21 protein-coding genes are annotated in these 24,758 nt (G+C 72.2%); 10 read left to right on the top strand and 11 right to left on the bottom strand.

The features are described 5' to 3' along the window. Nucleotides 1-74: 74 nt before the first annotated feature. The 4 genes from HJG52_RS18590 (at nt 75) to HJG52_RS18575 (ending at nt 3,671) form a co-directional block, all read left to right on the top strand. Nucleotides 75-641, top strand: coding sequence for a hypothetical protein (locus tag HJG52_RS18590; RefSeq protein WP_171245114.1), 567 nt, complete (start codon nt 75-77; stop codon nt 639-641). Beyond that, the gene (locus HJG52_RS18585) at nt 638-1,891 is read left to right on the top strand and encodes a JmjC domain-containing protein (RefSeq protein WP_171245113.1); all 1,254 of its coding nucleotides are present in this window, start codon (nt 638-640) and stop codon (nt 1,889-1,891) included. The genes HJG52_RS18590 and HJG52_RS18585 overlap by 4 nt, the downstream gene beginning before the upstream one ends. A gap of 90 nt (nt 1,892-1,981) precedes the next feature. Further along, nucleotides 1,982-2,932: a sucrase ferredoxin gene (locus HJG52_RS18580; protein WP_206071103.1), complete on the top strand. Its 951-nt coding sequence runs from the start codon at nt 1,982-1,984 to the stop codon at nt 2,930-2,932. A gap of 31 nt (nt 2,933-2,963) precedes the next feature. Further along, nucleotides 2,964-3,671, top strand: a complete 708-nt coding sequence (locus HJG52_RS18575) for a M50 family metallopeptidase (protein ID WP_346767840.1) — start codon at nt 2,964-2,966, stop codon at nt 3,669-3,671. Between the two features lie 15 nt (nt 3,672-3,686). Here HJG52_RS18575 and HJG52_RS21085 read toward each other — a convergent pair whose 3' ends face one another. Continuing rightward, nucleotides 3,687-5,315 (bottom strand): metallophosphoesterase, encoded by a 1,629-nt coding sequence (locus HJG52_RS21085; RefSeq protein WP_171245112.1) that lies wholly within the window; start codon nt 5,313-5,315, stop codon nt 3,687-3,689. Between the two features lie 58 nt (nt 5,316-5,373). Between HJG52_RS21085 and HJG52_RS18565 the strand changes: the two genes are divergently transcribed. After that, complete coding sequence (locus HJG52_RS18565; RefSeq protein ID WP_171245111.1) at nt 5,374-6,051, top strand: HAD-IA family hydrolase; 678 nt, start codon at nt 5,374-5,376, stop codon at nt 6,049-6,051. Nucleotides 6,052-6,101: 50 nt separating this feature from the next. Beyond that, the gene (locus tag HJG52_RS18560) at nt 6,102-7,760 is read left to right on the top strand and encodes an FAD-binding dehydrogenase (RefSeq protein WP_171245110.1); all 1,659 of its coding nucleotides are present in this window, start codon (nt 6,102-6,104) and stop codon (nt 7,758-7,760) included. Nucleotides 7,761-7,857: 97 nt separating this feature from the next. Here HJG52_RS18560 and HJG52_RS18555 read toward each other — a convergent pair whose 3' ends face one another. Continuing rightward, entirely contained in the window at nt 7,858-9,528 is a 1,671-nt protein-coding gene (locus tag HJG52_RS18555; RefSeq protein ID WP_171245109.1) for a DUF885 domain-containing protein, read from the bottom strand. Between the two features lie 107 nt (nt 9,529-9,635). Here HJG52_RS18555 and HJG52_RS18550 point away from each other — a divergent pair, with 107 nt between their 5' ends. Together HJG52_RS18550 and HJG52_RS18545 are read left to right on the top strand one after the other, a co-directional pair. Further along, nucleotides 9,636-10,178, top strand: coding sequence for a hypothetical protein (locus tag HJG52_RS18550; RefSeq protein WP_171245108.1), 543 nt, complete (start codon nt 9,636-9,638; stop codon nt 10,176-10,178). Between the two features lie 94 nt (nt 10,179-10,272). After that, nucleotides 10,273-11,553, top strand: a complete 1,281-nt coding sequence (locus HJG52_RS18545; protein WP_171245107.1) for an MFS transporter — start codon at nt 10,273-10,275, stop codon at nt 11,551-11,553. Nucleotides 11,554-11,556: 3 nt separating this feature from the next. Here the strand turns inward: HJG52_RS18545 and HJG52_RS18540 are convergent, their stop codons facing one another. Further along, nucleotides 11,557-12,192: a bacterial proteasome activator family protein gene (locus HJG52_RS18540; protein WP_430413358.1), complete on the bottom strand. Its 636-nt coding sequence runs from the start codon at nt 12,190-12,192 to the stop codon at nt 11,557-11,559. A gap of 138 nt (nt 12,193-12,330) precedes the next feature. Then, entirely contained in the window at nt 12,331-13,965 is a 1,635-nt protein-coding gene (locus HJG52_RS18535; RefSeq protein ID WP_171245105.1) for an ABC transporter permease, read from the bottom strand. Between the two features lie 55 nt (nt 13,966-14,020). Between HJG52_RS18535 and HJG52_RS18530 the strand changes: the two genes are divergently transcribed. Beyond that, nucleotides 14,021-15,055, top strand: a complete 1,035-nt coding sequence (locus HJG52_RS18530) for a hypothetical protein (protein ID WP_171245104.1) — start codon at nt 14,021-14,023, stop codon at nt 15,053-15,055. A gap of 136 nt (nt 15,056-15,191) precedes the next feature. Here the strand turns inward: HJG52_RS18530 and HJG52_RS18525 are convergent, their stop codons facing one another. The 7 genes from HJG52_RS18525 to mobA form a co-directional block, all read right to left on the bottom strand. Beyond that, nucleotides 15,192-18,029, bottom strand: coding sequence for an ABC transporter permease (locus HJG52_RS18525; RefSeq protein ID WP_171245103.1), 2,838 nt, complete (start codon nt 18,027-18,029; stop codon nt 15,192-15,194). An 11-nt stretch (nt 18,030-18,040) separates the two neighbouring features. Next, nucleotides 18,041-18,760, bottom strand: a complete 720-nt coding sequence (locus HJG52_RS18520) for an ABC transporter ATP-binding protein (protein WP_171245102.1) — start codon at nt 18,758-18,760, stop codon at nt 18,041-18,043. Beyond that, entirely contained in the window at nt 18,757-19,410 is a 654-nt protein-coding gene (locus HJG52_RS18515) for a PadR family transcriptional regulator (protein WP_171245101.1), read from the bottom strand. The genes HJG52_RS18520 and HJG52_RS18515 overlap by 4 nt, the downstream gene beginning before the upstream one ends. A 186-nt stretch (nt 19,411-19,596) precedes the next feature. Then, nucleotides 19,597-19,959: a DUF1304 domain-containing protein gene (locus HJG52_RS18510; RefSeq protein ID WP_171245100.1), complete on the bottom strand. Its 363-nt coding sequence runs from the start codon at nt 19,957-19,959 to the stop codon at nt 19,597-19,599. Nucleotides 19,960-20,025: 66 nt separating this feature from the next. Continuing rightward, a complete protein-coding gene (locus tag HJG52_RS18505) occupies nt 20,026-21,288 on the bottom strand; it encodes an MFS transporter (RefSeq protein ID WP_171245099.1) in 1,263 nt (420 codons plus the stop codon). A 230-nt stretch (nt 21,289-21,518) separates the two neighbouring features. Beyond that, nucleotides 21,519-22,496: an NAD(P)H-quinone oxidoreductase gene (locus HJG52_RS18500; protein WP_171245098.1), complete on the bottom strand. Its 978-nt coding sequence runs from the start codon at nt 22,494-22,496 to the stop codon at nt 21,519-21,521. Further along, nucleotides 22,493-23,113 carry an NTP transferase domain-containing protein gene (gene mobA, locus HJG52_RS18495; RefSeq protein WP_171245097.1) on the bottom strand — a complete coding sequence of 207 codons (621 nt, stop codon included), beginning with the start codon at nt 23,111-23,113 and terminating at the stop codon, nt 22,493-22,495. The genes HJG52_RS18500 and mobA overlap by 4 nt, the downstream gene beginning before the upstream one ends. Nucleotides 23,114-23,199: 86 nt before the next feature. Here mobA and HJG52_RS18490 point away from each other — a divergent pair, with 86 nt between their 5' ends. After that, entirely contained in the window at nt 23,200-24,666 is a 1,467-nt protein-coding gene (locus tag HJG52_RS18490; RefSeq protein WP_171245096.1) for an alkaline phosphatase PhoX, read from the top strand. The last annotated feature ends 92 nt before the right edge of the window (nt 24,667-24,758 follow it).

Genomic DNA, 24,758 nt, shown 5'->3' with positions numbered 1-24,758 from the left:
CGAGTCGCCGCGGGAGGGAATAGGAAAGGGAGGCGGCGTGACGTACGCGCTGCTCAGACACAAGGGAGACAAGGATGAGCGAGACTCCGACGACGCCCGGTCTTGACCCGGAGCAGAGCGGCGAGGGCGTGGCCGACGGCGGCGCCAACACCGGTGGATACGACGGCGGTGCCGATGGTGGTGCTGGCGGCGGTGCCGGTGGCGCCGATGGCTCCGGTGGTGAGGGCACCGCGGATGGCGGCGCGAACCCCGGTGGTCACGACGGCGGTGCCGATGGCGGCGCTGACGGTGGAGCTGGTGGCGCGGGCGGTTCCGGTGGCTCGGACGGCTCCGGTGGTGAGGGCACCGCGGATGGCGGCGCGAACCCCGGTGGTCACGACGGCGGTGCCGATGGCGGCGCTGACGGTGGAGCTGGTGGCGCGGGCGGTTCCGGTGGCCAGGACGGCGGTGCCGATGGTGGCGCCGGCGGCTACGGCGACAGCGGTTCGAGCGGTGACTCCGGCTCGGACAGCGGCTACGGCGACTCCGGTTCGAGCGGTGACTCCGGCTCGGGCAGCGGCTACGGCGACAGCGGCTCGAGCGCTGACTCCGACAGTGGCAGCGAGTCGAGCAGCGGCACGGGCAACGACCAGGGCCTGTGACGTCAACCGCCACACCTGAGCACCGGGTGCCTGCCGTCGACGGCGGGCGCCCGGTGCTGTCGCGACTGGTCCGGGTCGACGGCGAGGAGTTCGCCGACCGGATCTGGTCGCGTGAACCGCTCCTCAGCCGCGCCGATGAGCTCGGTGGGGCAGCGGGATTCGACGACCTCTTCTCGGCGGATGCCGTCGACGAGCTCGTCGCGGGCCGCGGTCTGCGCACGCCGTTCCTGCGCATGGCCAAGGACGGCACGACGCTGCCCGACCGCAGCTTCACCCGCGGTGGCGGCATCGGCGCCGCCATCGCCGACCAGGCCAGTGACGACGCGGTGCTTCGGCACTTTGCCGAGGGCTCGACGCTGGTGCTCCAGGGTTTGCACCGCACGTGGGGTCCGGTGCTGGAGTTCTCACAGCGGCTCGCGGCTGAGCTCGGTCACCCCGTGCAGGTCAACGCCTACATCACCCCACCCCAGAGCACGGGCTTCGCGGACCACTACGACGTGCATGACGTGTTCGTCCTGCAGATCGCGGGCGAGAAGCGTTGGCGCATCCGCCGTCCCGTCCACGAGCTGCCCCTGCGGGACGAACCGTGGACCGACCACCGGGCCGCGGTCGAGGCCGCAGCCCGGGAGGCGCCGGTCATCGAGGAGACGTTCCGTCCCGGCGACTGTCTCTACCTGCCGCGCGGCTGGCTGCACTCGGCGACGGCGCTCGGCGGCACCAGCATCCACCTGACCATTGGTGTCCACTCCTGGACCCGCCGGCACGTCGCCGACCGCCTCGTCGAGACCGCGGTGCGCGCTGCCAGCCGCGGACCGGGGCTGCGCGGTTCGCTGCCTGTCGGCGTCGACCTCGTGCGTGATGGTGCCGGTGCCGACGACGTGGAGCAGGTGCGCGCCGCGCTGGTCGAGGCGATCCAGGCCGTCGACGCGACCGACCTCGCGGCCGCTCTGGCCGCCCAGGCGCGAGCGGCGCAGCGTCCGGCGCCACTGGCCCCCCTGGCGCAGGCGGAGGCGGCCCGGGCCCTGACCGACGACACCGAGCTCGCCCTGCGTGACCACGTCGCGGCACGGCTCGAACCCGTGGCCGGCGGCCGCACGGTCATACGCAGCCGCACCGGCGTCGTGCCGGTGGAACACGCAGACCTCGCCTCGGTCGGAGCCCTGCTCGACACCGGTCGTGCGCGCGCCGGCGACCTCGGCATCGAGCTCGCCCGGACCTTGCTCACCAGTGGCGTCGTCGTCCCGGCCTGACCTCCGGCTCCGACCACGCCGACTGATGCGACCGCGACGCCGGGTCGGCTCGCTGTCGGCGTCACCAGCCGGCCGTGATGGACTCGGGTCGTGAGCGAGGTGACTGCTGGACAGGAGGCTGGGACGGAGCCAGCGTTCCGGTGCGCCACCGCTGCGCGCGAGCGCCGCGACCCGATGCTCGGTACGGCGGCTCCCGGCCGTCGCTGGCTGCTGGTCGAGTACCCCGCGGGCTGGGCGCGAGCGGCCCTCGACAGCCCCGACTTCCCACCGGGTGCGGCGCAAGAGCTCGAGCAGGCAGCGCTGTCCGTGCGCGGACGGGTCGTCCTCATCCGTCGTCCCGGGCGCCAGCCGAAGGATGCACCTCGGCGGTGGGGTGTGGTGGACCACGGGGGCGCCCAGCAGTGGGGCTGGTGGCGCGATGCCGACGACCTGACGGAGGCAGCCCGCGTGCTGCGCGCGGGTCCTGCTCCCACGAGCGGTGACGCGCAGGGCGAACCCGACCAGGCGGCATACCCGCTGCTGCTCGTCTGCACCCACGGGCGCCACGACGCCTGCTGCGCCATCCGCGGCCGTCCCGTCGCGGAGGCCCTGGCCCGACGGTGGCCGGAGCGCACCTGGGAGTGCTCGCACATCGGTGGCGACCGGTTCGCTGCCAACCTGCTCGTCGTGCCGGACGGCACGGTCTACGGCGGCCTGGACCCGGAGTCGGCTGTCCAGGTCGTCGACCGACACCTGGCCGGGCACGTGGATCCCGTTCACCTGCGCGGGTTTTCAGCGCACCCGCCGGTGGTGCAGAACGCGCTCGCTGCCGTCCTGCGCAGCCATGGTCCGGGAGCGCCCGACGACGTGACCCCGGGTCGCGTCGACCAGACCGGGCCCGACGAGTGGGTGGTCGAGGTCATGGGGCGTGGCGCGTCGCCGCCGCGCACCGTCGTGACCGTCACCCGTTCGACCCAGCCGCCCGCACAGCTCACCTGCCGTGGCGCAGCCGACACGACGGCATACGTGTATGCCGTGCGGCTGGGTCAGGACGGGCGCTGACCGACACAGGTCGGCCCTCTAGCCTGCCGACGTGGATGCGGTGCGCGAGGTGTGGGCGGCGGTGACGACGACGCAGGCACGTCCGGCGACCGGTGTCGTGCTCGTCGCAGCCGCCCTCGCCGCGGCGCTCGTGGTCGTCGGTGGCGTCTGGCCGGTCACGCGCCGCCTCGTGACGATCGCGCACGAGGGCGCGCACGGTGTGGCGGCGCTGGTGTCGGGGCGTCGGCTGAGCGGCATCCGGCTGCACTCCGACAGCTCGGGACTCACCGTGTCTCGCGGTCCGCGGACGGGTCCGGGCATGGTGTTGACGTTGGCGGCCGGCTACCCCGGCCCTGCGCTCATCGGGCTGGGTGCCGCGTGGCTGCTCTCCCGAGGGTATGCCGTGGCCGTTCTGTGGGTGCTCCTGCTCGCGATGGCGTTGCTGTTGCTGCAGATTCGCAACTTCTACGGGTTGTGGCTTCTGGTGGCGACGGGCGTGCCGCTGTTCCTTGTCTCGTGGTACGCGACCGGGCAGACCCAGTCGACGGTGGCATACGTCATCACGTGGTTCCTCCTGCTCGCGGCCGTGCGCCCGCCGTGGGAGCTCCAGAGTGAGCGTCGACGAGGAGGCGCGCGCGGGTCGGACGCCGACCAGCTCGCCGGCCTCACCCGCGTGCCCGGCGTCGTGTGGGTCGGGCTCTTCCTTGCCGTGAATGCCGCGTGCCTGGCCCTCGGGGCGAGCTGGCTGCTGGCCGCCTGACTACACCGGCCGAGGTCAGTTGGCCGGTGCGGTGACGCGTTCGGTGCTGCGCGGGGCGGTGGCCGAGCAGGTGCGCGGCTGCGCCGGGGCCTTGAGCTTGTCACCGGCCACGGTGGTCTGCGGCAGCTCGGCCTCGATGCGGGCGCCGTTGACGAGGGTGACGTCGTCGTAGGCGGGGCGGCCCTCGATGACATTGCGGAACTGGTAGCGCGTGAGGGACGCGAGCCGGCAGTCCTCACCGAACGCGGCGATGTCGAACGACGACGGCTGCCCGGTGAGCTCGGCGCCGTCCTCGCCCTGGGCGACGAAGTGGCTGAAGGGGCCGCCGCCGGTGAAGGTGCCGACACCGACGCGGTTGCCCTCGAGCTCGGCCTTGTGCAGGTGGCCGTTGACCCGTATGCCGCCATGCTGGTCGACGTCCTCGACCGCTGCCGGCTCGTGCGAGACGAGGACGTCGGGTGACGGACGGTCACCGAAGGCCCGGACGAACGCTGCGGCGGCGGGCTTCTGCTTGGCGGCGTTGTTGCGGTTGTCGTCTCCGAACCACCGCGGGTCGTTGAACCCCGCGATCCGCAGCCCGGCGATCGACTCGACCTGGTAGGTCGTGGCGTTCGGTTGCAGGAGAACGACATTCGGCACCTTGGCCAAGCGGTCGAGCAGGGCCTGGTCGGCTTCGGAGGTGGCGTCGTGGTTGCCCCGGACGAACAGGTAGGGGACGCCGAGGGAGCGGATGCCACTGAAGACCCCCGCCGCCTCGCCCTCGGAGGCGGTGCCGAAGTTGACGAGGTCACCGGAGTCGACGACAGCGTCGACGTCCTCCTGCTCGATGATGGTCTTCATCAGCGGGTACTGGTTTGCGCCGTGGACGTCCGACACGAACAGGATGCGTGCCGCGACCGGACGGCCCAGCGCCTGCGGTGCGTACTTCTCCTGGAGGGCAGCCGACAGCGCCAAGAGGTTCTTGAGGTACGGCGTCGTCTGCTCGGCCCGCTCCTCCACCCCGGCGAGCAGGTCGGCGTTGCGTTGCACCGTGCCCAGGATGCCAGTGGTCCTGAACGACTCCAGCTGCTCCGGGTGGTAGGTCACCGCGATCGAACCGAAGGTCGCGACCCCGGCGACGAGCCATGCACCGGCGACCAGGCCGACGGCTCGGCCCCACCGAAGGCGAGCCGGGTCGCCCCGCCGCCACACGGCATACCCGAGGAGCACGACGAGTCCGACGACCAGCGCACCGGCGGCGAACCGCAGCCCCATCGCGATCGCCGCGTCCCGCGCGGCCTTCTCGAGCTCGAGCGGGCCGGGCTCCAGGTCGCGCACGGAGACCCCAGGACGCGACAGCAGCTCGGTGATGCGCTCCTTGACCTGCACCTGGGCGAGCACACCGGGGGCAGGCACCGGGCCGGCGAACCGCATCCGGATGTCACCGAAGATCGTCGGCGACTGGATGCTCGACGCGTCCGTGGGTGCGATCGAAAGTCGAAGCGTGGCACCGTAGTTCAGCGTTCCGACCGATGTGGGGAAGAGGGTCGTCGCCGCGACGCCACCGGCCGTGCAGGCGACCGCGAGCCCGAGGAGCGCGGCCAGCCGCACCAGCCACCTGCGCACGCGCGAGCGGCCGGCCGGTGTGGGGTCGGTGGCGCTCACCGGTCCACCGTAACCACCGCTCGTCGGGCGGCGTCGCGGCCCTCATAGGGTGGAACGCATGCCGGGCGCACCCAACCCCTTTGCCGACCGCTCCTTTGCCGCCGTCCTCTTCGACATGGACGGCACGCTGCTCGACTCGACGCCGGCGGTGGTGCGCAGCTGGATCACGTGGGCGCAGGAGGAGGGCGTCGACCCGCGTGACCTCGCCGGCCACCACGGCGTGCCGGCCAAGGCGATCGTGGCGAAGTTCGTTGCGGCAGAACGCGTCACGGAGTCGTTGGCCCGCATCGAGGCGCTCGAGGTCGCCGATATCGCTGACGTCGTGCCCCTGCCGGGTTCGCGTGCGGCCAGCGCTGCACTCACCGTCGGTGACGCACAGCACTGGGCCATCGTCACCTCGAGCACCGCCCCACTCGCCGCCGCCCGGATCGCCGCAGCCGGGCTGCCCACCCCTGACGTGCTCGTCACCGCGAGCGATGTCGAGCGTGGCAAGCCCTACCCCGACCCGTGGCTCCTTGCGGCGCAACGGCTCGGTGTCGACCCGGCTGACTGCCTCGTCGTCGAGGACGCACCCGCCGGGCTCGAAGCCGCCCGCGCCGCGGGGTGCGCGACGCTCGCCGTCACCACGACGACATCGCGCGCAGACCTCGTCGCCGACGCCGTGGTCACCGACCTCGGCGAGGTCACCTTTGCGGTCGTCAACGACCGCGTGCAGGTGGGTATGCCGCGGGGGTGAGCCCGCGGCATACCGGCCCGTGGGGTGCCGCGCTGGCCTAGGTTGGGCCCATGGACGCTGACGTCATCGTCGTGGGTGCCGGTCTCGCCGGGCTCGTCGCTGCTGCCGAGATCGCCGATGCCGGGCGCACGGTGGTTGTCGTCGACCAGGAGAGCGCGGCCAACCTCGGCGGCCAGGCGCACTGGTCGTTCGGTGGGCTCCTGTTCGCCGACAGCCCCGAACAGCGGCGGATGGGCATCAAGGACAGCGCCGAGCTGCTGTGGCAGGACTGGCAGGGGACGGCGGGCTTCGACCGGCTGGACGACCAGGACCGGTGGCCGGTGCAGTGGGCCAAGGCGTACGTCGACTTCGCCGCGGGGGAGAAGCGCGCCTGGCTGCACGAGCAGGGGATGCGGTGGTTCCCGGTCGTGGGCTGGGCCGAGCGGGGCGACGGTGACGCCGGCGGGCACGGCAACTCCGTGCCGCGGTTCCACATCACGTGGGGGACCGGACCTGGGGTGCTCGAGCCCTTCCTCCGACGGGTGGGCGAGCACGTCGCGACTGGCCGCGTCGAGCTGCGGCACCGGCACCGTGTCGACGAGCTGGTGACGAATGACGGTGCTGTGACTGGGGTTCGGGGCAAGCGACTGTCCGACGACCCGGCGGAGCGCGGGCGTCCGACCAACCGGGACGAGGTGGGCGACTTCGAGCTGACCGCCCAGGCGGTCCTCGTCACCAGCGGCGGGATCGGCGCCAACCACGACCTCGTCCGCGCGGCCTGGCCGACGGACCGGCTGGGGGAGCCGCCGGAGCACATGATCACCGGCGTGCCGGCCTACGTCGACGGCCGCATGCTCGCCATCACCGAGTCGGCCGGTGGGCGCGTGGTCAACCGCGACCGCATGTGGCACTACGTCGAGGGCATCCACAACTGGGACCCCGTCTGGCCCGACCACGCCATCCGGATCCTGCCGGGCCCGAGCTCGATGTGGTTCGACGGCAACGGTGACCGGCTGCCCGCGCCGCTCTACCCCGGCTTCGACACCATGGGCACGCTGGCGCACCTGCGCCGCACGGGGCACGACCACTCGTGGTTCGTGCTGACCCACAAGATCATCGGCAAGGAGTTCGCGCTCTCCGGTTCTGAGCAGAACCCCGACCTCACGGGGAAGTCGGTCAAGGACGTCCTCGGGCGCGCGCGCGCGGACATGCCCGCGCCCGTGCGGGCGTTCCTCGACCGGGGTGTCGACTTCGTACAGGGCGACACGGTCGAGCAGCTCGTGGCCAGGATGAACGAGCTCACGCCGGACGCGCCCATCGACGCCGCCCACCTCGATCGCCAGATCCGTGCCCGAGACAGCCAGATCGACAACGCGTTCGGCAAGGACTTCCAGGTCACGGCCATCCGCGGGGCGCGAAACTACCGTGGGGACAAGCTGATTCGCACCGCGACACCCCACCGCATCCTCGACCCCAAGGCCGGGCCGCTCATCGCGGTCCGTCTCGGCATCGTCACCCGCAAGACCCTCGGCGGACTCGAGACGGACCTCAAGGGACGGGTGCAGTCGGCCGCCGGGGAGCCGGTGCCCGGCCTGTATGCCGCGGGCGAGGTCGCCGGGTTCGGCGGCGGTGGGGTGCACGGCTACCGCGCGCTCGAGGGCACCTTCCTCGGTGGCTGCCTCTTCAGCGGCCGCACGGCCGGCCGGGCCATCGCCGCCGCCACCGCCTAGGCGACACACCAGCAAAACCCACGCCAGGCGGCATACGTCGGGGTGGTAGCCCACCGTTTGCCGCGCAACGGGGGTTTTGCGCGTGGCGGCGTTCGCCTCAGGCGAGGCGGGTCTCGACGACCTGCTCGAGCACCGTCAGCGGCATCGAGCCGGAGTCGAGCACCGCGTCGTGGAACGCGCTGACCTCGAACGCCTCGCCCTGCCGCTGCTTGGCCTCGGCCCGGATGCGCAGCAGCTCGAGCCGCCCGATCATGTAGCTCGTGGCCTGGCCGGGGTGCGTGATGTACCGGTCGATCTCGGCCTGCACACCCTCGACGGCCATGGCGCAGTGTGCGGCCATGTAGTCGACCGCCTGCTGCCGCGACCAGCCGAGGGCGTGGATGCCGGTGTCGACGACGAGCCGGCACGCCCGCATCGAGTCCATCGTCAGCATGCCGAGCCGCTCGAGCTGGCCGGAGTAGAGGCCCATCTCGTCGGCGAGCCGCTCGGTGTAGAGGCCCCAGCCCTCGGCGTAGGCGTTGAAGTTGACGTGCCGCCGGTAGTCCGGCAGGTCGGTCAGCTCGGTGGCGATGGCGAGCTGAAGGTGGTGGCCGGGGATGCCCTCGTGGTAGGCCAGCGCCTCGATCTCGTGGCGCCCCCACCGCGACGGCGGCTCGGTGTTGACGAAGAACGTGCCCGGCCGCGAGCCGTCGTCGGCCGGCGGGTAGTAGTACGCGGCAGCGCCGTGGGTGGTCGCCTGGACGATGCACTCGGCCTTCGGCAGGCGGCCGAACCACTGCGGCATCGCCTCCCGCGCCTTGGCGAACGCGGCCTCCGAGGCGGCGACGATGTCCTCGGCGCTGGTGTGCCGACCCTCGGGGTCGCTGCGCAGCCGCTCCCGGACGGCCGCCGGGTCGTCGACCCCGAAGACCTCCTGGCCGAGCGCGGCATACTCCTCGTCGAGCTTGGCGATCTGGGCGAGCCCGATGTCGTGGATCTCTTGCGCCCCAAGGGAAGTCGTCGTGTGGTGGGCGAGGAGGGCGGTGTATGCCGCGGGCCCGCCGGGCACGTGGAGCAGCCCCACGTGGTCGTCGTCGCGGGCGATGGGAGCGACCTCGTCGCGCAGCACCTCACGGAAGCGGGCGAGCCCGGGCCGCAGCGACTCCTCGATCGCGGCGCGCAGCGACTGGCGCCACTCGTCGGCGTCGAGACCTTCGGGCGCGGTGGCGGTCGTGAGCATCGGGTCGTCGTCGAGGTCGGTCGCGAGCCACTCGTCGATCTGCCCCACGACCCCGTCGACCGCAAACCGTGCCGGCACCCGGCCGTTGGCGACGCCCTCGCGGTGGCGCTCAGCCAGGTCGGACAGGTGCTGCCCCATCGCGCGGTACTTCGCGGGCAGCGCCTCGGCCACCTCCACCGTCGGCAGCGCCAGCATCGGCGCGGTGATCTGCAGGTCGACCTGGATGCCGAAGATCGGGTCGGCTGACAGCTCCGCCAACCGGCCTTCCGCGACGTCGGCCTGGCTGTCCGCGTCGAACGCGACCATGTCGCGGGTGATCTTGTCCTGGTCGGTGAGCCCGTCGTCCGGGATCGCCCGCGCGCGTTCGGCGAAGCCGCGCGCCGCTGCGATCGTCGCGTCCTCCGCGGCGCGGGTGGCGTCCTCGAACCGGTCGGCGTAGCCGTAGTCGCCCATCATGTGGGCCCACGTCGGGCTGTTCGCGAACTCCCACTCGTGGAACTCGTCGGCCAGGGTGCGGACGGCGTCGCTGCCGGAGGTCGTGTCACTCATGGGCGTGACTGTATGCCGCGTGGCCGGCTTCCCGGCACCCGCGGGCGGGGTTTCGGTCCTGGTCGAAACCATTGCCTCGGCCGATTCTTGCCTCGACCATGCGGGCGATGACGCGCAAGCCGATCCTCGTCGGTGCCAACCCGGCGGTGCAGCTGTTCGACGACGCCGGTGCGTGCACGGCATACGTCTCGTGCTGGTGGGTCGACTGGTCCACGCACGGGCGCGGAACGGCCATCGTCCTGTGGCAGCCCACGGGCGTCACCGTCTACGGCAGCGACCGGGGGCTCGGGATGTGGCTGGCCGACCACTTCGTGCGGCACTTCCCCGAGCTCGACGGGCTGCCCTGGTCGGTGCCCCTCGTGCGCCGCGCCCGCGCCAAGGTCGAGATCGACCTCGCCACGGGGATGCGGGCGCAGGCGGGCGACCTGGCCGTCGAGGTCACCGAGGTGATGGACCGGCGCACGTTCGCCACCGACGACTTCCCGCTCGGCGGGGTGCCGCACAGCCTGAGCCTCGTCCTCGGTCCGTGCGCGGACGGCGCGATCCGCCTCAAGGGCCATCGACTGCCGGGCCGCGTCACGCGTGGCGGCACACCCGAGCGGCCCAGCAGCTCGGCGTTCGTGACCGAGGCCGAGGTCTGGCAGGCCTGAGTAGGGCGCTGGCTCCTTGGGCACCCGAGGCGACCACGCGGCATACCCGAATCTCGGTTGAGGTGAGCCCCACTTCAACCGTCAGACTGTCCTGGTGACCGCCCCCGCCACCTCGACTCCGCTGCGTTCCGACCGCGACTTCCGCCGCTACTGGACCGCGCGGATGGCTTCGCTCACCGGGTCGCTCGCGACGGCGGTCGCCATGCCGGTCCTGGTCTACCGGCTCAGCAGCTCGCCCGGGCTCACCGCGCTCACGACGATGCTGGAGGCGTTGCCCTACCTGCTGTTCGGGCTGTTCTCGGGTGTCGTCGGCGACCGGTTCGACCGCAAGCGCGTCATGGTCACGGCCGATTTCGCCAACGTCGCCATCATCGGGTCGGTGCCGGTTGCGTGGTGGCTCGGGCACCTCACCGTGCCGCACGTGCTGGTGGCCGGGTTCGTGGCGCAGGCGCTGTTCACGTTCTTCGACGGCGCGAACTTCGGCGCGCTGCCGGTGCTCGTCGGACGCGACCGGGTGGGCGAGGCGAATGCCGCGGTGTGGGGTTTCGGTGGTGTCCTCGACCTCACGGTGCCGGCCGCCGTCGGTGTCGCGCTCGCGGTCATGCACCCGGCCGACGTGCTGTTCTTCGACGCCCTCACGTTCCTCGTCTCGGCGCTCCTCGTGCGCTCCATCGGCCGGGCCATGTCGCTGCCCCGCGAGCGCGCCGCCGCAGCCGCCGGCCCCGGCGGAAAGCAAGCCACCGCAAGGGTTTTCGCCGAGATCCGCGAAGGGTTGTCCTTCCTCTGGCGTCACCCCGGCGTGCGGTCCAACACCCTCATCGGCATGCTCCAGTCGATCGCCGGCGCCGGCTGGGTCGCGCTGTGGGTGCCGTGGGCCGACCGGACTCTGGGCATCGGCACGTCGGGCTGGCGGTTCGGGCTGGTGTTCTCCGTGTGGGGCGTCGGCGGCATCGCGGCGTCCGCTCTCACGCCGCGACTGTTGCGCCGTTGGACCCCCGCCAGCCTGACCCTCGCCGCCATCCCTGTGTCGGCCGTGGCCGGCATCGCGGTCGCGCTCGCCACGAACTGGGTCGTCGCCTGCGTCCTCATGGTGGTGTGGGGCCTGGCCTACCAGGTGGTCATCATCAACTCGCTGACGTACCGCCAGCAGGTCACGCCGGAGCACCTGCTGAGCCGGGTCAACACCGCCGGCCGCATGCTGTCGTGGGGCGTCGGCTGGACCCTCGGAGCCCTCGTCGCAGGCCAGCTCGCCGAACGCCTCACCGTGCCCCACGCGATGCTGGCGCTGACCTGCGTCGGGGTGCTCGCCGCGGCATACGCCTGGCTGTCGCCCCTGCCGCGCATCGCGCGCGGCGACCTCGTCCCGGCGGGGTGAGTCCTAGAGATACTGGCCGGTGGGGCCGCTCGACTCACCCGAGTCGGTCGGTATGCCGGGTGCTCCCGGCATCTGCCCGGGCGCACCTTGCGGTGCGGCGCCGGGCGGGAGCGCGCGACGCATCTGGGTGAGCTGCTGCTGGGCGGCCATCTGCTGGGCGACGAGAGCGGTCTGGATGCCGTGGAAGAGGCCCTCGAGCCAGCCCACGAGCTGGGCCTGCGCGATCCGCAGCTCGGCGTCGGTGGGGGTGTCGTCCTCGGTGAAGGGCAAGGAGATCCGCTCGAGCTCGTCGATCAGCTCGGGCGCGAGACCGTCCTCGAGCTCCTTGATCGACCGGCGGTGGATCTCCGCGAGGCGGGCGCGACCGGCGTCGTCGAGCGGGGAGTTGCGCACCTCGTCGAGCAGCTGCTTGACCATCGACCCGATCCGCATGACCTTGGCCGGCTGCTCGACCTGTGAGGCCGGGTTGGCGGGACCGTCCTGGTCCTCGTCGGGCTGGGCGACGCCCATGCCGTCCTGGGTCACGACGACGACGCGCTGGTCACCGTCGTCCGGCCGACCCGACTGCTGACCGGACTGGGGGTCCGGCTGGGAGGTCGACTGCTGGTCGTGCTGCGGCTGCGTGGGCTGGTCGCTCATGTCACCCATCCTGCCCCACGGACCGGGCCCCGGCAGGCCCGCCCGCGCGCTTCCCGCAATACGGGGGTTGCTGACACAAAACGGGCGTCATTTGGCCCCGTTTCACGCCAGCAACCCCCGTTTTGGCGCCGAGGCGGGTCAGCTTGCGCGGCGGGTCATGGTCGGTTCGCGCCGGATGGCCGCCGCTGCGATGAGACCGGCGACCACGGGCACGACAACCGCCACGAGCAGCAGCCAGGGCCACGGCACCGAGAGGTAGGGCCCGTTGGTCCGGGTCGCTCCGGTCGCCGGGTCGGTGAACTGCCCCGTCGTCAGCGGGAACGCCAGCGCGGTGCCCGCGACGAGTCCGACCGCCACCCCGCACAGGGCGCCCAGCAGACCGGTCACCGTTGCCTGGACGGCGGCGAACCGACGCCGGGTCCCGCGGGTCGCTCCGACCGCGGCCAGGGTGCCCAGGTCGCGTTGCTGCTCGGCCAGCGACAGCGCGGTGGCGATGAGGGTCACGATGAGCACCAGGGCGGCTCCGACCCCCATGAGGACCCGCATGATCGTCGCGTCGTAGCGCTGGAACCCGCGCTCGACATAGAGGCCCTCACTCTCGGCACCGAGGGTCTCGTCGACCTGCTTCTCCGTCGCCTCGTCGATGGCTCCACCGTCGGGCGCGCGAAGCAGCAGCATGGTCTGCACCGTCGGCCAACCCAGTCGGCGAGCGGTCTCCGGAGTCACGAAGGCACCGGTCTGGGCCGGCATGGCGCCGTCGCCGCGGTGGACGGCGGCCACCGGCACGACGGGCAGCTCGTCGGTGCGAGTCGTCTTGACCTGGCTGGGCGCGTAGGTGGTCTGGTCCATGACGAACGTGCCCGACGCCAGCCGCACCGACCGCTCGTTCCGCAGCGACGGGACGGCCACCGCGATGGCCCCCTCGCGCACCGCGCGAGCCTGGTCGGCAGTGAGCCCGAGCCGCGCCGCGATCTCGGCCGCGGGCAGCACCCCGATGAAGGCGTTGTCGTAGGCCATCGTGCCGAGACGGATGCAGTTCTGGCCGGACCCGGTGTCCCAGATCGACTGCTCGGCAGTGCACCCGTCGGGGACCGCGGCGACGAAGGGCTGCGGTTTCGCCGGTGTCGGGGACATCGGCCCGGCCAGCGGGTCGTCGACGCCGCGGACGACGAGCAGCGGCGTCGCGCGCACCGTGCCGGCGACTGGACGCAGGGCGGCGTCGGCCGACAGCCGGCTCTCGGCGTCCCACGTCGAGATCGTGCCTTCGCCGGGCAGCGCCTGGGGCACGTACTCGGCCCGCTGCTGCCGGGTGTCGCTGGACAGCCCGATGCTCATGATCGTGATGGCGGCCACGGCCGCGAGGATCGCGGCCACCGTCGGCGTGGCCCGGCTGCGGTGGCGGGCCGCGTCCCGCGTCGCCATGCGGATCGAGATCGGCCAGCGTGCCGACACCCTGCCCAGGAAGACGAGCAGCGCCGGGACGAGGCACAGGACTCCCAGCACCAGCCCCACCGACCCGAACCCCACGCGGTAGTCGCCGCCGGACTGCATCGGCGCCCCGGTCAGCACCGCCGCGGCACCGACTCCGGCCAGGACGACGCCCACGATGGGCAGCGTGCGCCCGAGCGGCGGGGACACCGTCTGCCCGCGCATCACGCCGATGATGTCGAGACGGCCGAGCCGCATGGCCGGGAGCTTGGCCGCCACGAGGGCGCTCACGACAGCGCACGGCACGACGATGGCCAACGCCGACCACGGCAGGTCGAGTGGCACCGCGGCATACGGCGACTGGGGGTCGACCCGCGCCCACCAGCGAAGGCCGCCCCACGTGACGGCCAGCCCGAGCGCGGCGCCCCCCCAGGGCGGACACGACGCCGAGGAGCAGCGCCTGGGCGAGCACGGTGCGTTGGAGCTGCCGGACGTCGGCGCCATTGACCGCGGCGAGCGCGAGGGTGCGTCGTTGCCGGGCCGCGCCGACCGCGAAGGCCGGTCCGACGAGCAGAGTGGTGAGGATGAAGAGGCACACGCCCCCGATGACCGCGATCATGCGGTCGGTGCGCTGGCCGGTGTCGCCTGTGTCGCGCAGCTCGCGGGCGATCTCGCTCTCCGGTGGCGGGTTCGCCAGGACGGCCCGGCTCAGGACGGTGAAGCCGTACGTGTTGAGCCGCTTCACCTCCGCCCAGTCGACCGGGTCGCCGGTGACGATCCAGGAGGCGCCCCCGAACGAGGTGGCGTCGCTGCCGAACGCCTCGGGCAGAGCGGGGATGACGAAGTCGGGTGGGAGGCCCTCGGACAGTGCGGTCGCGACCCCGACGACGGTCACCTCGTGCGCCGCGCCGCCGGAGGACAGCGTGACCGTTCCAGAGGTGGGTATGCCGGCTGCCTCACCTGCCGGGGTCACGACCACCTCGTCGGGGTTGTCACCCCAACGACCGCTGGTGAGCTTGGCCTTGGCCCCGAGGTCGACCTGCCGCGGGTCGAGGACGAGTCCGTTGACGCGAATCCTCCTGTCTCCCTTGAGCATTCGCACCTGGATGTCCTGGCTGGCGACCACGGGTTGGCCAACGAGGGTGCTGAGGGCCTTGGCGTTGGCGGCACTGTCCTGACCGGCCGCGAACCCGGGAACCTGCGTGGCAGGACGCTCCTGGCCATAAGCCAGCATGCCCATGGCATCGGGGAGCTGGGCCACCTGCCCGACGTCCGGTCCGGTGAGCAGGGCCTGGCCCGATCCCATCTGGAGCATCACTCGGTCACCCGCGTCCGTCTCGCCCGTGGCGCTCAGGGTGGCGCCGCCGGTGATGAGGGCGACGGGGATCGCGACCATGAGGAACACCAGCACCGCTCGGCCCTTGTGGCGGCGTAGGTCCCGCCGCGCCATCCGCAACGCGACCCGCCAGGACGCCACCCACCTCGACCACCTCGTGGAGGTGAGGTCCGCCGGCGCGTCACCACGCGGCATACCCGCCGTGGTTTGTGACTCCGTCACGGTCGCCATCGCGTCAGCCTGCGCGGCGCGTCATGGTCGGGGCGCGACGGATCGCGACGGCCGCGATGAGTGCCGCGATGAGGGGGACGCCGACGAGGACGAGGCCCAGGTGGAGCCAGGGGATGACGGTGATCGGGTCCTGGTGGAGCTGCTCGCCGGTCTCGGGGTTCCAGGTCACGGTGGTGAGGGGGTAGGTGATCGCGATGCCGGGGGCGAGCCCGACCGCGATGCCGACGAGTGCGCCGAGGAACGCGACCGTGGCGGCCTGCGCGGCGGCGAACCGGCGGCGGGTGCCTCGGGTGGCGCCCACGGCGGCGAGGGTGCCGAGGTCGGTCTGCTGCTCGGCCAGCGCCAAGGCGGTCGAGATCAGCGTGACGATGACCAGCAGCAGGGCGAAAGCACCAAACATGACCGCCATGAAGAGCGCGTCGTCGCGGGTGAAGCCGCGCTCGACGTAGAGCGTGTTCTCGTCGAGGACCTCGGTCAGGGCCTTCTCGTCGGCTCCACTGATGGCACCGTCCGGGTTGCGCAGCAGCAGCATGTACTGGCCGACCGGCCACCCGAGCGTCGTGGCGGTCTTGTCGCTCACGATCCCGTGGTACATGGTCGAGCCGAAGGGAAGGCCCCCAACCACGGCGGGCACCTGGTCGGTGCGGGTCACGTCCACGGCGTTGGTGATGCCCTGGGCGTCTACCTTGAAGGTGCCGGCTGCCATGGCCACCTTTCCCCCGGCGACCAGGCCGCGGTCGCGGACGAGGATGCCGCCGTTCCTGATCCGTGTCGCGTCATCGCCGGTCAGGCTGGCGAGGCGGATGATCTCGTCGGCGGGCAGGACTCCGACCGTGTACTGCGAGTTCGTCCCGAGACGGCCGCACTTCGACCGACCGTCGGGGAGGGCTTCCGCGCCGGTTATCGACTGCTCTACGGTGCAGCTCGGCGGGACGGCAGTCACGAACCGGGTGGGCGCCGAGGGGTTGGTCGGGTCGTACGGCGCCGTGACCATGCCGAACCGGACCAGGCTCAGGGTCGGCGCCACCGAGCGGACCAGGCGTTCTGCGCTGGTGAGGTCGTCCTCGGTCTGGCTGCCGTTCGCGGGGTCGCCGTTGACGTAGAGCTGGCCCATGCCTGCGGGCAGCTGCGGGCGGTAGTCACGTCGTTGCTGCTCGCTGTCGCTGGCCAGCCCGATCCCGAACGTGGTCAATGCGATTGCCCCCGCCATGATCGCGGCGACGGTGGGGACGGCGCGCGTGCGGTGCCGTGAGGCGTCCCGGGCGGCGAGTCGAGGCGCGACCGGCAGGTTCGCGGTCAGGCGGCCGGCCGTCACGAGCAGGAGCGGCACGAGCAGCAGCGCACCCACCACGAGGACGATCGCCATCAGCATCACGGGGATCTCCGACGTCCGCCGGGCCACGGTCAGCACGAGACCGATGCCGCCACCGCCGGCCATCAGCGCACCCAGCACCGGCAGGATCCGGTTCAGGCGGGGTGAGACGTTCTGTCCCTTCATGACTCCGACGATGTCGAGGCGCCCGAGCCGCATCGACGGGATGAGTGCCGCGATGAGCACGCTCACGACGGCCATGAGCACGACTGCCACGACCGCCCACACGGGCAGCTCGAAGAACCGGAACGTGGTCCACGGCCGCACCGCCACCCAGCCCCACATGACGGCGCGCAACCCGGCGAGCGCAAGCACGGCCGCCACCAGCGCGGACAGGACACCGAGGACCAGCGCCTGGGCGAGCACGGTCCGTCGCAGCTGACGGGTCTCGGCGCCGTTGCTGGCCGCGAGAGCGAGGGTGCGCCGCTGGCGGGAGGCCGCCACGGCGAAGGCCGGCGAGACGAGCAGCGTGGTGACCAGCAGGAGCATGACGCCGCCCACCGCGACGGTCACGCGCACGTCGTCGGCACTGCTGTTGGAGACCTGCTGGATCTGCGGGGGCAGCTCGGCTTCCGTCGGTGGGTGCCGCAGCACGTCAGCGCTCATCACCTGGAACCCGTAGCCGTTGAGCCGCTTGACCTCCGAGTACGGGATCGCGGTGTCCCGGAGCACGAGGTAGCTCCAGTCCATCACGCTCGCGGCATTGAACGGCGCCGCCGTCACGGCGTCCGGCTGGCCACCCCAGCTGGTGAAGTAGTCGGCCACCCCGACGACGGTGACCCGGAAGTCCTTGCCGCCGGATCGCAGGAGGGCGGTGCCCGACGTCGGCATGCCGCGGCTGACCCCGAACGACGTGGCGACGATCTCGGTGTTGTCCTTGGCCCATCGCCCCGACCGCAGCACCGCCTTCGTGCCGAGGTCGACGCTCGCCAGGTCGAGGTTCTCCACGGTCGTGATGCGCGAGCGCCGGTCGTCGAGGACGCGACGCACCGTCTCCGACCCGACGGGGACCACGACACCGCCAGTGAGCCGCTCAAGAGCGGCGGCGTTGCCGGAGGTGCCACCAGCGCCCGGGTCGAAGCCCGGCACCGGGGTGGCCTCAGGCGGCGGCTGCTCACCGTCCGCGGTGCCATAGCCGACATCGGGGTCGGCGGTCTGCCAGACCACGCGTGCGTTCGGTCCGCGCAGCATGCCCTGCGCCGTGCCCAAGGAGACCGGGATGCGTTCGGCCGCCGTCACCATCCCTGAGGTGCTGAACGCCAGTCCTCCCACGAGCAGCCCGACTGGCAGCGCCACCATGACGAACACCAGCACGGCCCGCCCGCGGTGCCGGCGCAGGTCGCGTCGCGCCATCCGCAGCGCCACCCGCCACGATGCCACCCATCGTGACCACCGCGAGGACGGGACGTCCGCGCGGGCGTCGCCACGCGGCATACCGGCCGGTGCCTCGCGCTCCACGACCGCAGCCATGGTCGTGCGCCTCAGGCCGTCGGTTCGAGGAGCGACTCGGCCACGTCGCCGCCGGTCGAGTCGACGACGACCCCGTCGCGCAGGAACACGACCCGGTCGGCCCAGGCCGCGTGCCGTGCCTCGTGTGTGACGAGGAGACCGGCGGCGCCGGCGTCACAGCGTTCGCGCAGGACGCGCAGCACACCCTCGCCGGTGTGCGAGTCGAGGGCGCCCGTGGGTTCGTCCGCGAGCACCAGGCGGCGGTCGCCCACGAGGGCGCGCGCGATGGCGACGCGCTGCTGCTGGCCGCCGGACATCTTGTCGGGGTAGCGGTCGGCGAGCTCGCCGACGCCGACGGTGTTCAGCGCGTCGACCGCCCGTCGCCGCGCCTTGCCGACCCGCTGGCCGTCGAGCTCGAGCGGGAGGGCGACGTTCTCGGCGGCGGTGAGTGACGGGATGAGGTTGAAGTCCTGGAACACGAACCCGACCCGGCGGCGACGCAGCCGCGCCAGCCCGTCCTTGCCGAGCTGCCCGAGCGCCTGCCCCTCGATGACGACGGTGCCGGTCGTGGGGGCGTCGAGACCGCCCGCGAGGTTGAGCAGCGTCGACTTGCCCGACCCGCTCGGCCCCATGACCGCGACCAGCTCGCCGGCCGCGACCTCGAGGCTGACGCCGGCGAGCGCGGTCACCTGTGCCTCGCCGGTGCCGTGGATGCGGGTGACGTCCTCCAGTCGCAGGATCGTCTCGCTCATGACCGTGCCCCCTCCGTCGTGCGATCGGTGTCGTTCTCGTATGCCGCGGGCGTGCGTCGTGCGCCCGGCCCCCGGACCGCTTCGCGCACCAGCGTCGACTCGACGTGGTCGAGCCAGCGGACCTCGGCCTCACCGGCGAAGATGAGGTTCTCCAGGACGAGGAGCCAGGCGAGGTCGATGCGGCCCTGGTCGTCGCGCTTCACGCCGGGGTTGGCGGCCTCCGGCGTGGCGTCGTCGCTGGCGTTCATGGCCTGTTGCTTGAGCCGGGTGAGGTCGCGCAGGTGGCGCATCGTCGCGGTGCGCTGGGTCTGCACGACCGTCGGCACGTCGACCCCGTCGACGGTCACCGCGAGCGCGAGCTTGATGACCAGCTCGTCGCGCGGCGTCGTCTCGCGGTCGACCGGCGAGGTCCACCAGGCGGCGACCTCGCGCCGCCCGGTGTCGGTCAGCCGGTAGCTGATCCGCCCCTCTTCGTCCGCCCCGATTCCCTCGACCAACCCGTCGCGCTCGAGTCGGCCGAGGGTCGTGTAGACCTGCCCGACGTTGAGCGGCCAGGTGCCGCCGGTGCGGGCCTCGAACTCGGCCCGCAGCTGAGCGCCGTACATCGGTCGCGTCGCCAGCAGCGCCAGCAGTCCCTGCTTGACCGACATCCGGCCCCCTCATCCCCTGGGTGCGATTGCTCCCTGTGCGGTGTCCCCTATACCCGGTATCACACTCCGGGTGAGCACAGATATACCGGGTATACAGGGGCGAGTCAACCACCCGGGTGGCTTGCTTGCGTCTGCGTGAACGGTTGCCATGGCAACCGTTCACGCAGACGCAACGAGTCGGGGACCTCAGTGGGCGAGGAGGACGGCGGCCAGGGCGAGCGCACCGGGCAGGGCCTGCACCAGCAGGATCCGACGGCTCGCCGTCGCCGCACCGTAGAGCCCGGCGACGACGACGCACAGGCAGAAGAACACCTGGAACCCGAACCTCAGGTGCTCCGGGCCGACCAGCCCCCAGACCAGCCCGGCCGCGAGGAACCCGTTGTAGAGCCCCTGGTTCGCGGCGAGTGCCTTGGTCTGCTCGGCGAACTCCGGGGTCAGCCCGAAGGCCGCGCGTCCCCGCGGGGTGGTCCACAGCACCATCTCGAGCACGACGATGTAGACGTGGATCAGGGCGACGAGGGCGACCAGCACGGTCGCGAGGATGCGCATGGCGTCAGCGTCCCAGACCCGCCGCAGCTTTTCCGCGTCATGCGGGAAAGCAGCACTTCGCTCGCTCTACTGGACCGAGTGATGCTGAAGGTTCCCGCGTGACGCGGAAAAGCTGAGGTCTGGGGTGGGGGTGGTCCGGCGCAGCAGTGGTCCGGCGCCCAGGGCCAGCCCGAGCGTCGCGGCGGCCGAGGCGACCGTGACGACGAACGCCCCGTGGTGACCGTGCGTGTCGGCGAGTCGGCCCGCGAGAGCGGACCCCACGGCATACCCGAGGCCCGTCGCGGCGGCGAGCAGCGTCATCGCGGCGCCGACCCGGGTGGCCGGCACCGCGCGCTCGCCCATCGTGAAGTTGGTGATCATGTAGGGCGCCACCGCGAAGCCGAGCACGAGCACCGCCGCGACGAGTGCGCCGAGGGATCCGACGAGCAGCAGCGGCAGGGTCAGCACGGCCAGGGCGCCAGCGCTCGCGAGCATCCGCGTCGGCAGCCCGACCCGCTCGGGGACGGCGGCCAGCGACAGCCCGGCCACGACGCTCCCCACGCCGAGCAGCCCGTGGATCAGACCAGCCGCGCCGGTGTGGCCGCTCGCGATCGAGAGCACCGACGTGCCGGTCTGCACCGAACCGAACAGCGAGCCGATGAGCAGCTGCGCTCCCATGAGCACGACGAGCGCGGGAGTCAGCAGCCGGCCGCGCGGCGCACCGTCCGGACGGGCCGCGTGAGTGAGCCGCGCGGTGGGGTGGAGAGCGAACGCGCAGCCGAAGACGAGCAGCAGCACCGCCGCGAGGACCAAGCCGGCGCCGGGCGCGGCGACCGCGATGAGCAGGCCGAGCAGCATCGGGCCGAGCACGAAGGTCGCCTCGTCGGCCGCGCCCTCGTAGGAGAACGCGGTCGCCACGAGCTGGTCGCGCCGCTCGCCGGTGCCGGCGGTGATCGGTCGCCAGCGCACCCGGGCCAGCGGACCGATCTGGGGGAGAAACAGCCCCGTGACGGCGGCCGCAGCGACGAGCGCCCGGCTGGGTGCGTCGGCCGACGCAAGCGCCACGATGGCCAAGAGTCCGAGACCACCGACGACCGACTGCACGAGCACTACCGGACGCTGTCCGTAACGGTCGGCCAGCGAGCCGCCCACGGGCGAGCTGAGGGCGTTCGCGACGGCCAGCGACCCAGCGGCGAGGCCGCCCGCGGCATACGAACCGGTGGTCGAGGCGACCAGCAGCATGGCGCCCATCTGGCTCATCGCCAGCGGCAGCCGGCCGAGGAACGCGGTGACGACGTAGAAGGGACCGGCGAGGCGAAAGAGCCTGCGGTAGGCGGTGACGGGTGACACGGGTTGCTCGTCCTGTGCGGGGCGGGGGTACGCCGAAACTGGCGTGCGCCGCACCCGCCTCCAAGGCGCACAGGGAACCCTTTGCTGCCTCCAGTCTAGGCGCTGACGAGGAGCTCTCCCAAACCTGCGGTATGCCGGTCGGTCGGGTTCGCTCGGGAAGTGTGAGGTTCGCTCGCGTCAGTAGCCCGAGCGAACCTCACGTTCCCGCTTGACGCGGAAAAGCTGTGGCGTCAGGGGAGGAGCAGGAGCTTCCCGACGTGGCCGCTGGCCTCCATCGCGCGGTGGGCGTCGGCGGCGTCGACGAGCGGGAAGGTGCGGTCGACGACGGGCTTGACCCGGCCCGACTCGACCAGCGGCCAGACGTGCTCGCGCACCGCGGTCACGATCGTCGCCTTCTCTGCCTTGGGGCGGGCCCGCAGCGACGTCGCGATGACGGCCGCGCGCTTGCGCAGCAGGATCCCCAGGTCGAGCTCGGCCTTGGTGCCGCCCTGGAGGCCGATGACGACGAGCCGGCCGCTCGTGGCGAGGACGTCGACGTTGCGCGCGAGGTACTTCGCGCCCATGTTGTCGAGCACCACGTCGGCGCCGGCCCCATCCGTGGCTTCCTTCATGACCTCGACGAAGTCCTGCTCCTTGTAGTTGATGAGGATCTCGGCGCCGAGCTCGCGGCACCGCTCCAGCTTCTCGGCGGACCCCGCTGTCACCGCCACCCGGGCCCCCACCTCACGGGCCAGCTGGATCGCCATCGTGCCGATGCCGGACGACCCGCCATGGATGAGGATCGTCTGTCCCGGAAGGAGATTCGCCGTCATGAACACGTTCGACCACACCGTCGACACGACCTCGGGCAGGGCCGCCGCCTCCACGAGCGAAACCCCCGCTGGCACCGGCAGCACCTGCCCGGCCGGCACCGTCACGTACTCCGCGTAACCGCCCCCGACCAGCAGCGCGCACACCTCGTCGCCCACCGACCAGCCCTCGACCCCGGCGCCGAGCGCGTCGATCGTGCCGCTCACCTCGAGCCCCGGGTAGGGCGACGACCCGGGCGGCGGGTCGTAGAAACCCTTGCGCTGCATGATGTCTGCGCGGTTGACGCCCGCTGCGGCGACCTTGATGCGCACCTCACCGGGTGCAGGCTGGGGCTCGTCGACGTCGGCGAGGGTGAGGGCGTCGGCGTCGCCGGGTTCGCGGATCGTGATGGCCTTCATGACTCGAGCCTATGGCGCACCCGGTCGAGGTCGCCCGGGGTGTCGACGTCGAGGCTGCCGGGGGCCGCGACGGGGACGACGTCGAGGCGCAGCCGGTCTAGCACGCGCATGAGCGGCATACCCCGTGCGTCGCCTCCCAGCGCGGTCGCCAGGGCATCGCGCCGGGATGCCGCGAGCAAGGGTTGCAGACGCCCGTCACCGTCGCGCGCGACGACGGCGTCGACCTCCGCCGAGTCGTCGGTCAGCCGCGAGACCAGTTGTGGCACAACGGATCCGGCGAAGGGCATGTCGCCGCCGGCCACGACAACCAGGGGTGTCGAGACCCGGGGGAGGGCGGCGGCGATGGCAGCCGCGGGGCCGCCACCGGGCGGGTCCTCGCGGTCCCAGTCGACGGGTCGTGCGGTCGGTCGGGGCGCGCCGACACAGCGCACCGGCCAGTGCGCCGGCAGGCCGTCGAGGGCGCGGTCGAGCAGGGTGCGGCCCGCCACCACCGCGCGGGTCTTGTCCGACCCGAACCGGCGCCCCTCGCCACCGCAGAGCACGACCGCAGTCACCACCGGAGCCGCCTCCGGGGTCGTGGGCACGCGCGCGGAGTCGGGCGCATCGTCGCTGGTCACGGGCCCATTCTGCGTCCTCGCAGCTCTTCCGTCGCCGGGAGCCAAGGCATAGCGTGTCGAGATTCGCCGATCGAAGGGAGATTCACGTGGCGATCGAACGCAGGACCATTCTCAAGGGCGGTGCCGCAGCCGCCGGAGCGGTGGCGCTGGGCGGGCCATTCGCAGGTCTCGTCGCAGGGCCGGCAGCCGCGATCGGAGGTGCACCGTTCCGCGGGCTCCGGCCCATCCCGGACCAGCGCGACGGCAAGGTGCGTCTGCACCTGCCGGAGGGCTTCTCCTACCGCTCGTTCCACGACACCGAGCAGCCGGTCACGCTCGACGACGGGACTCTGCTGCCGGGCCGGCACGACGGCATGGGTGCCTTCGCCGGGCCGGGTGGGCTCGTCACCCTCATCCGCAACCACGAGGTCAACAACCCCGGCCCCGCCTTTGGGCCCGTCGGGGACCACACCTACGACCCGATGGCTCGCGGTGGCTGCACCCACGTCGACGTGACGAACCGCGGTGAGGTCCACGCGGCATACACCGCCATCAACGGCACGATGATGAACTGCTCCGGCGGCCAGATGCCTTGGGGCGCATGGGTGACGTGCGAGGAGACGGTGAACGGCCCGGACGTCGGGCCGGACTTCACCGGCGCGTCCAACGTGCCGCTCACCAAGCCGCACGGCTACGTCTTCGAGGTGCCCGTCGACGGCCGCGCCAGCGGTGAGCCGCTCACGCGCGCCGGGCGGTTCGCCCACGAGGCGGTGTCGTTCGACCCGCGCGAGGGACGTCTCTACCTCACCGAGGACAACTTCGCGTTCCCGTCGGGCTTCTACCGCTACACGCCCTCGACCAACCCGATGGAGTCCGGTCACCTCGCCAACGACGGTCGGCTCCAGATGCTCGCGGTCAAGGGCCAGCCCAACGCGCACCTCGAGGCGCACCAGCCCAAGGGCGCGACGTATGCCGTGGAGTGGGTCGACATCGACGACCCGGACCCGACGTACCCGTACACCCCCGGTCAGACTGCGCCGACACCCAACGACACGGCGATCGTCCACGTGGGCGACCAGGGCCGGGCCAAGGGTGCGGCCGGCTTCTCGCGGCTCGAGGGGCAGGTCTACAAGAACGGCGTCGTCTACTTCACCTCCACCCAGGGTGGCGGCCCTGCGATGACCGGGCCGGACAGCTCCGCCGGCTACGGCCGCGGGTTCGGACAGGTGTGGGCCTACGACACGCGCAGCGAGAAGCTGCGGCTGGTCTATGAGTCGCCGGGCAAGCAGACGTTCGACTTCCCCGACAACATCACCGTCAGCAGGCGCGGCACCCTCGTCGTCTGTGAGGACAACAACCAGGACAACTACGTGCGTGGCCTGAACCGCGGCGGCCAGCTCTGGGACATCGCGCTCAACCGAGTCCAGAGCTCACGTACCGGGCAGCCGCGCTACGACGACGAGTTCGCCGGGTCGACGTTCAGCCCGGACGGGTCGACGTTGTTCGTCAACATCCAGGCCAGTGCCGGCCTCACCTTCGCCATCTGGGGCAAGTGGGAGCGGATGGGCGTCTGACCTCGCAGTCGTGTGGGTGACGCTGCTCCATGGCGCACCGTCACCCACAGGACTCGGGTCAACCGGTCGGTGGACCCGTCGCCGCGCGCACC

The organism is Knoellia koreensis (genome assembly GCF_013041615.1).
Lineage (GTDB): Bacteria > Actinomycetota > Actinomycetes > Actinomycetales > Dermatophilaceae > Pedococcus > Pedococcus koreensis.
The sequence above is the reverse complement of the archived record's forward strand: the minus strand, read 5'-3'. Positions and strand labels throughout refer to the sequence as shown.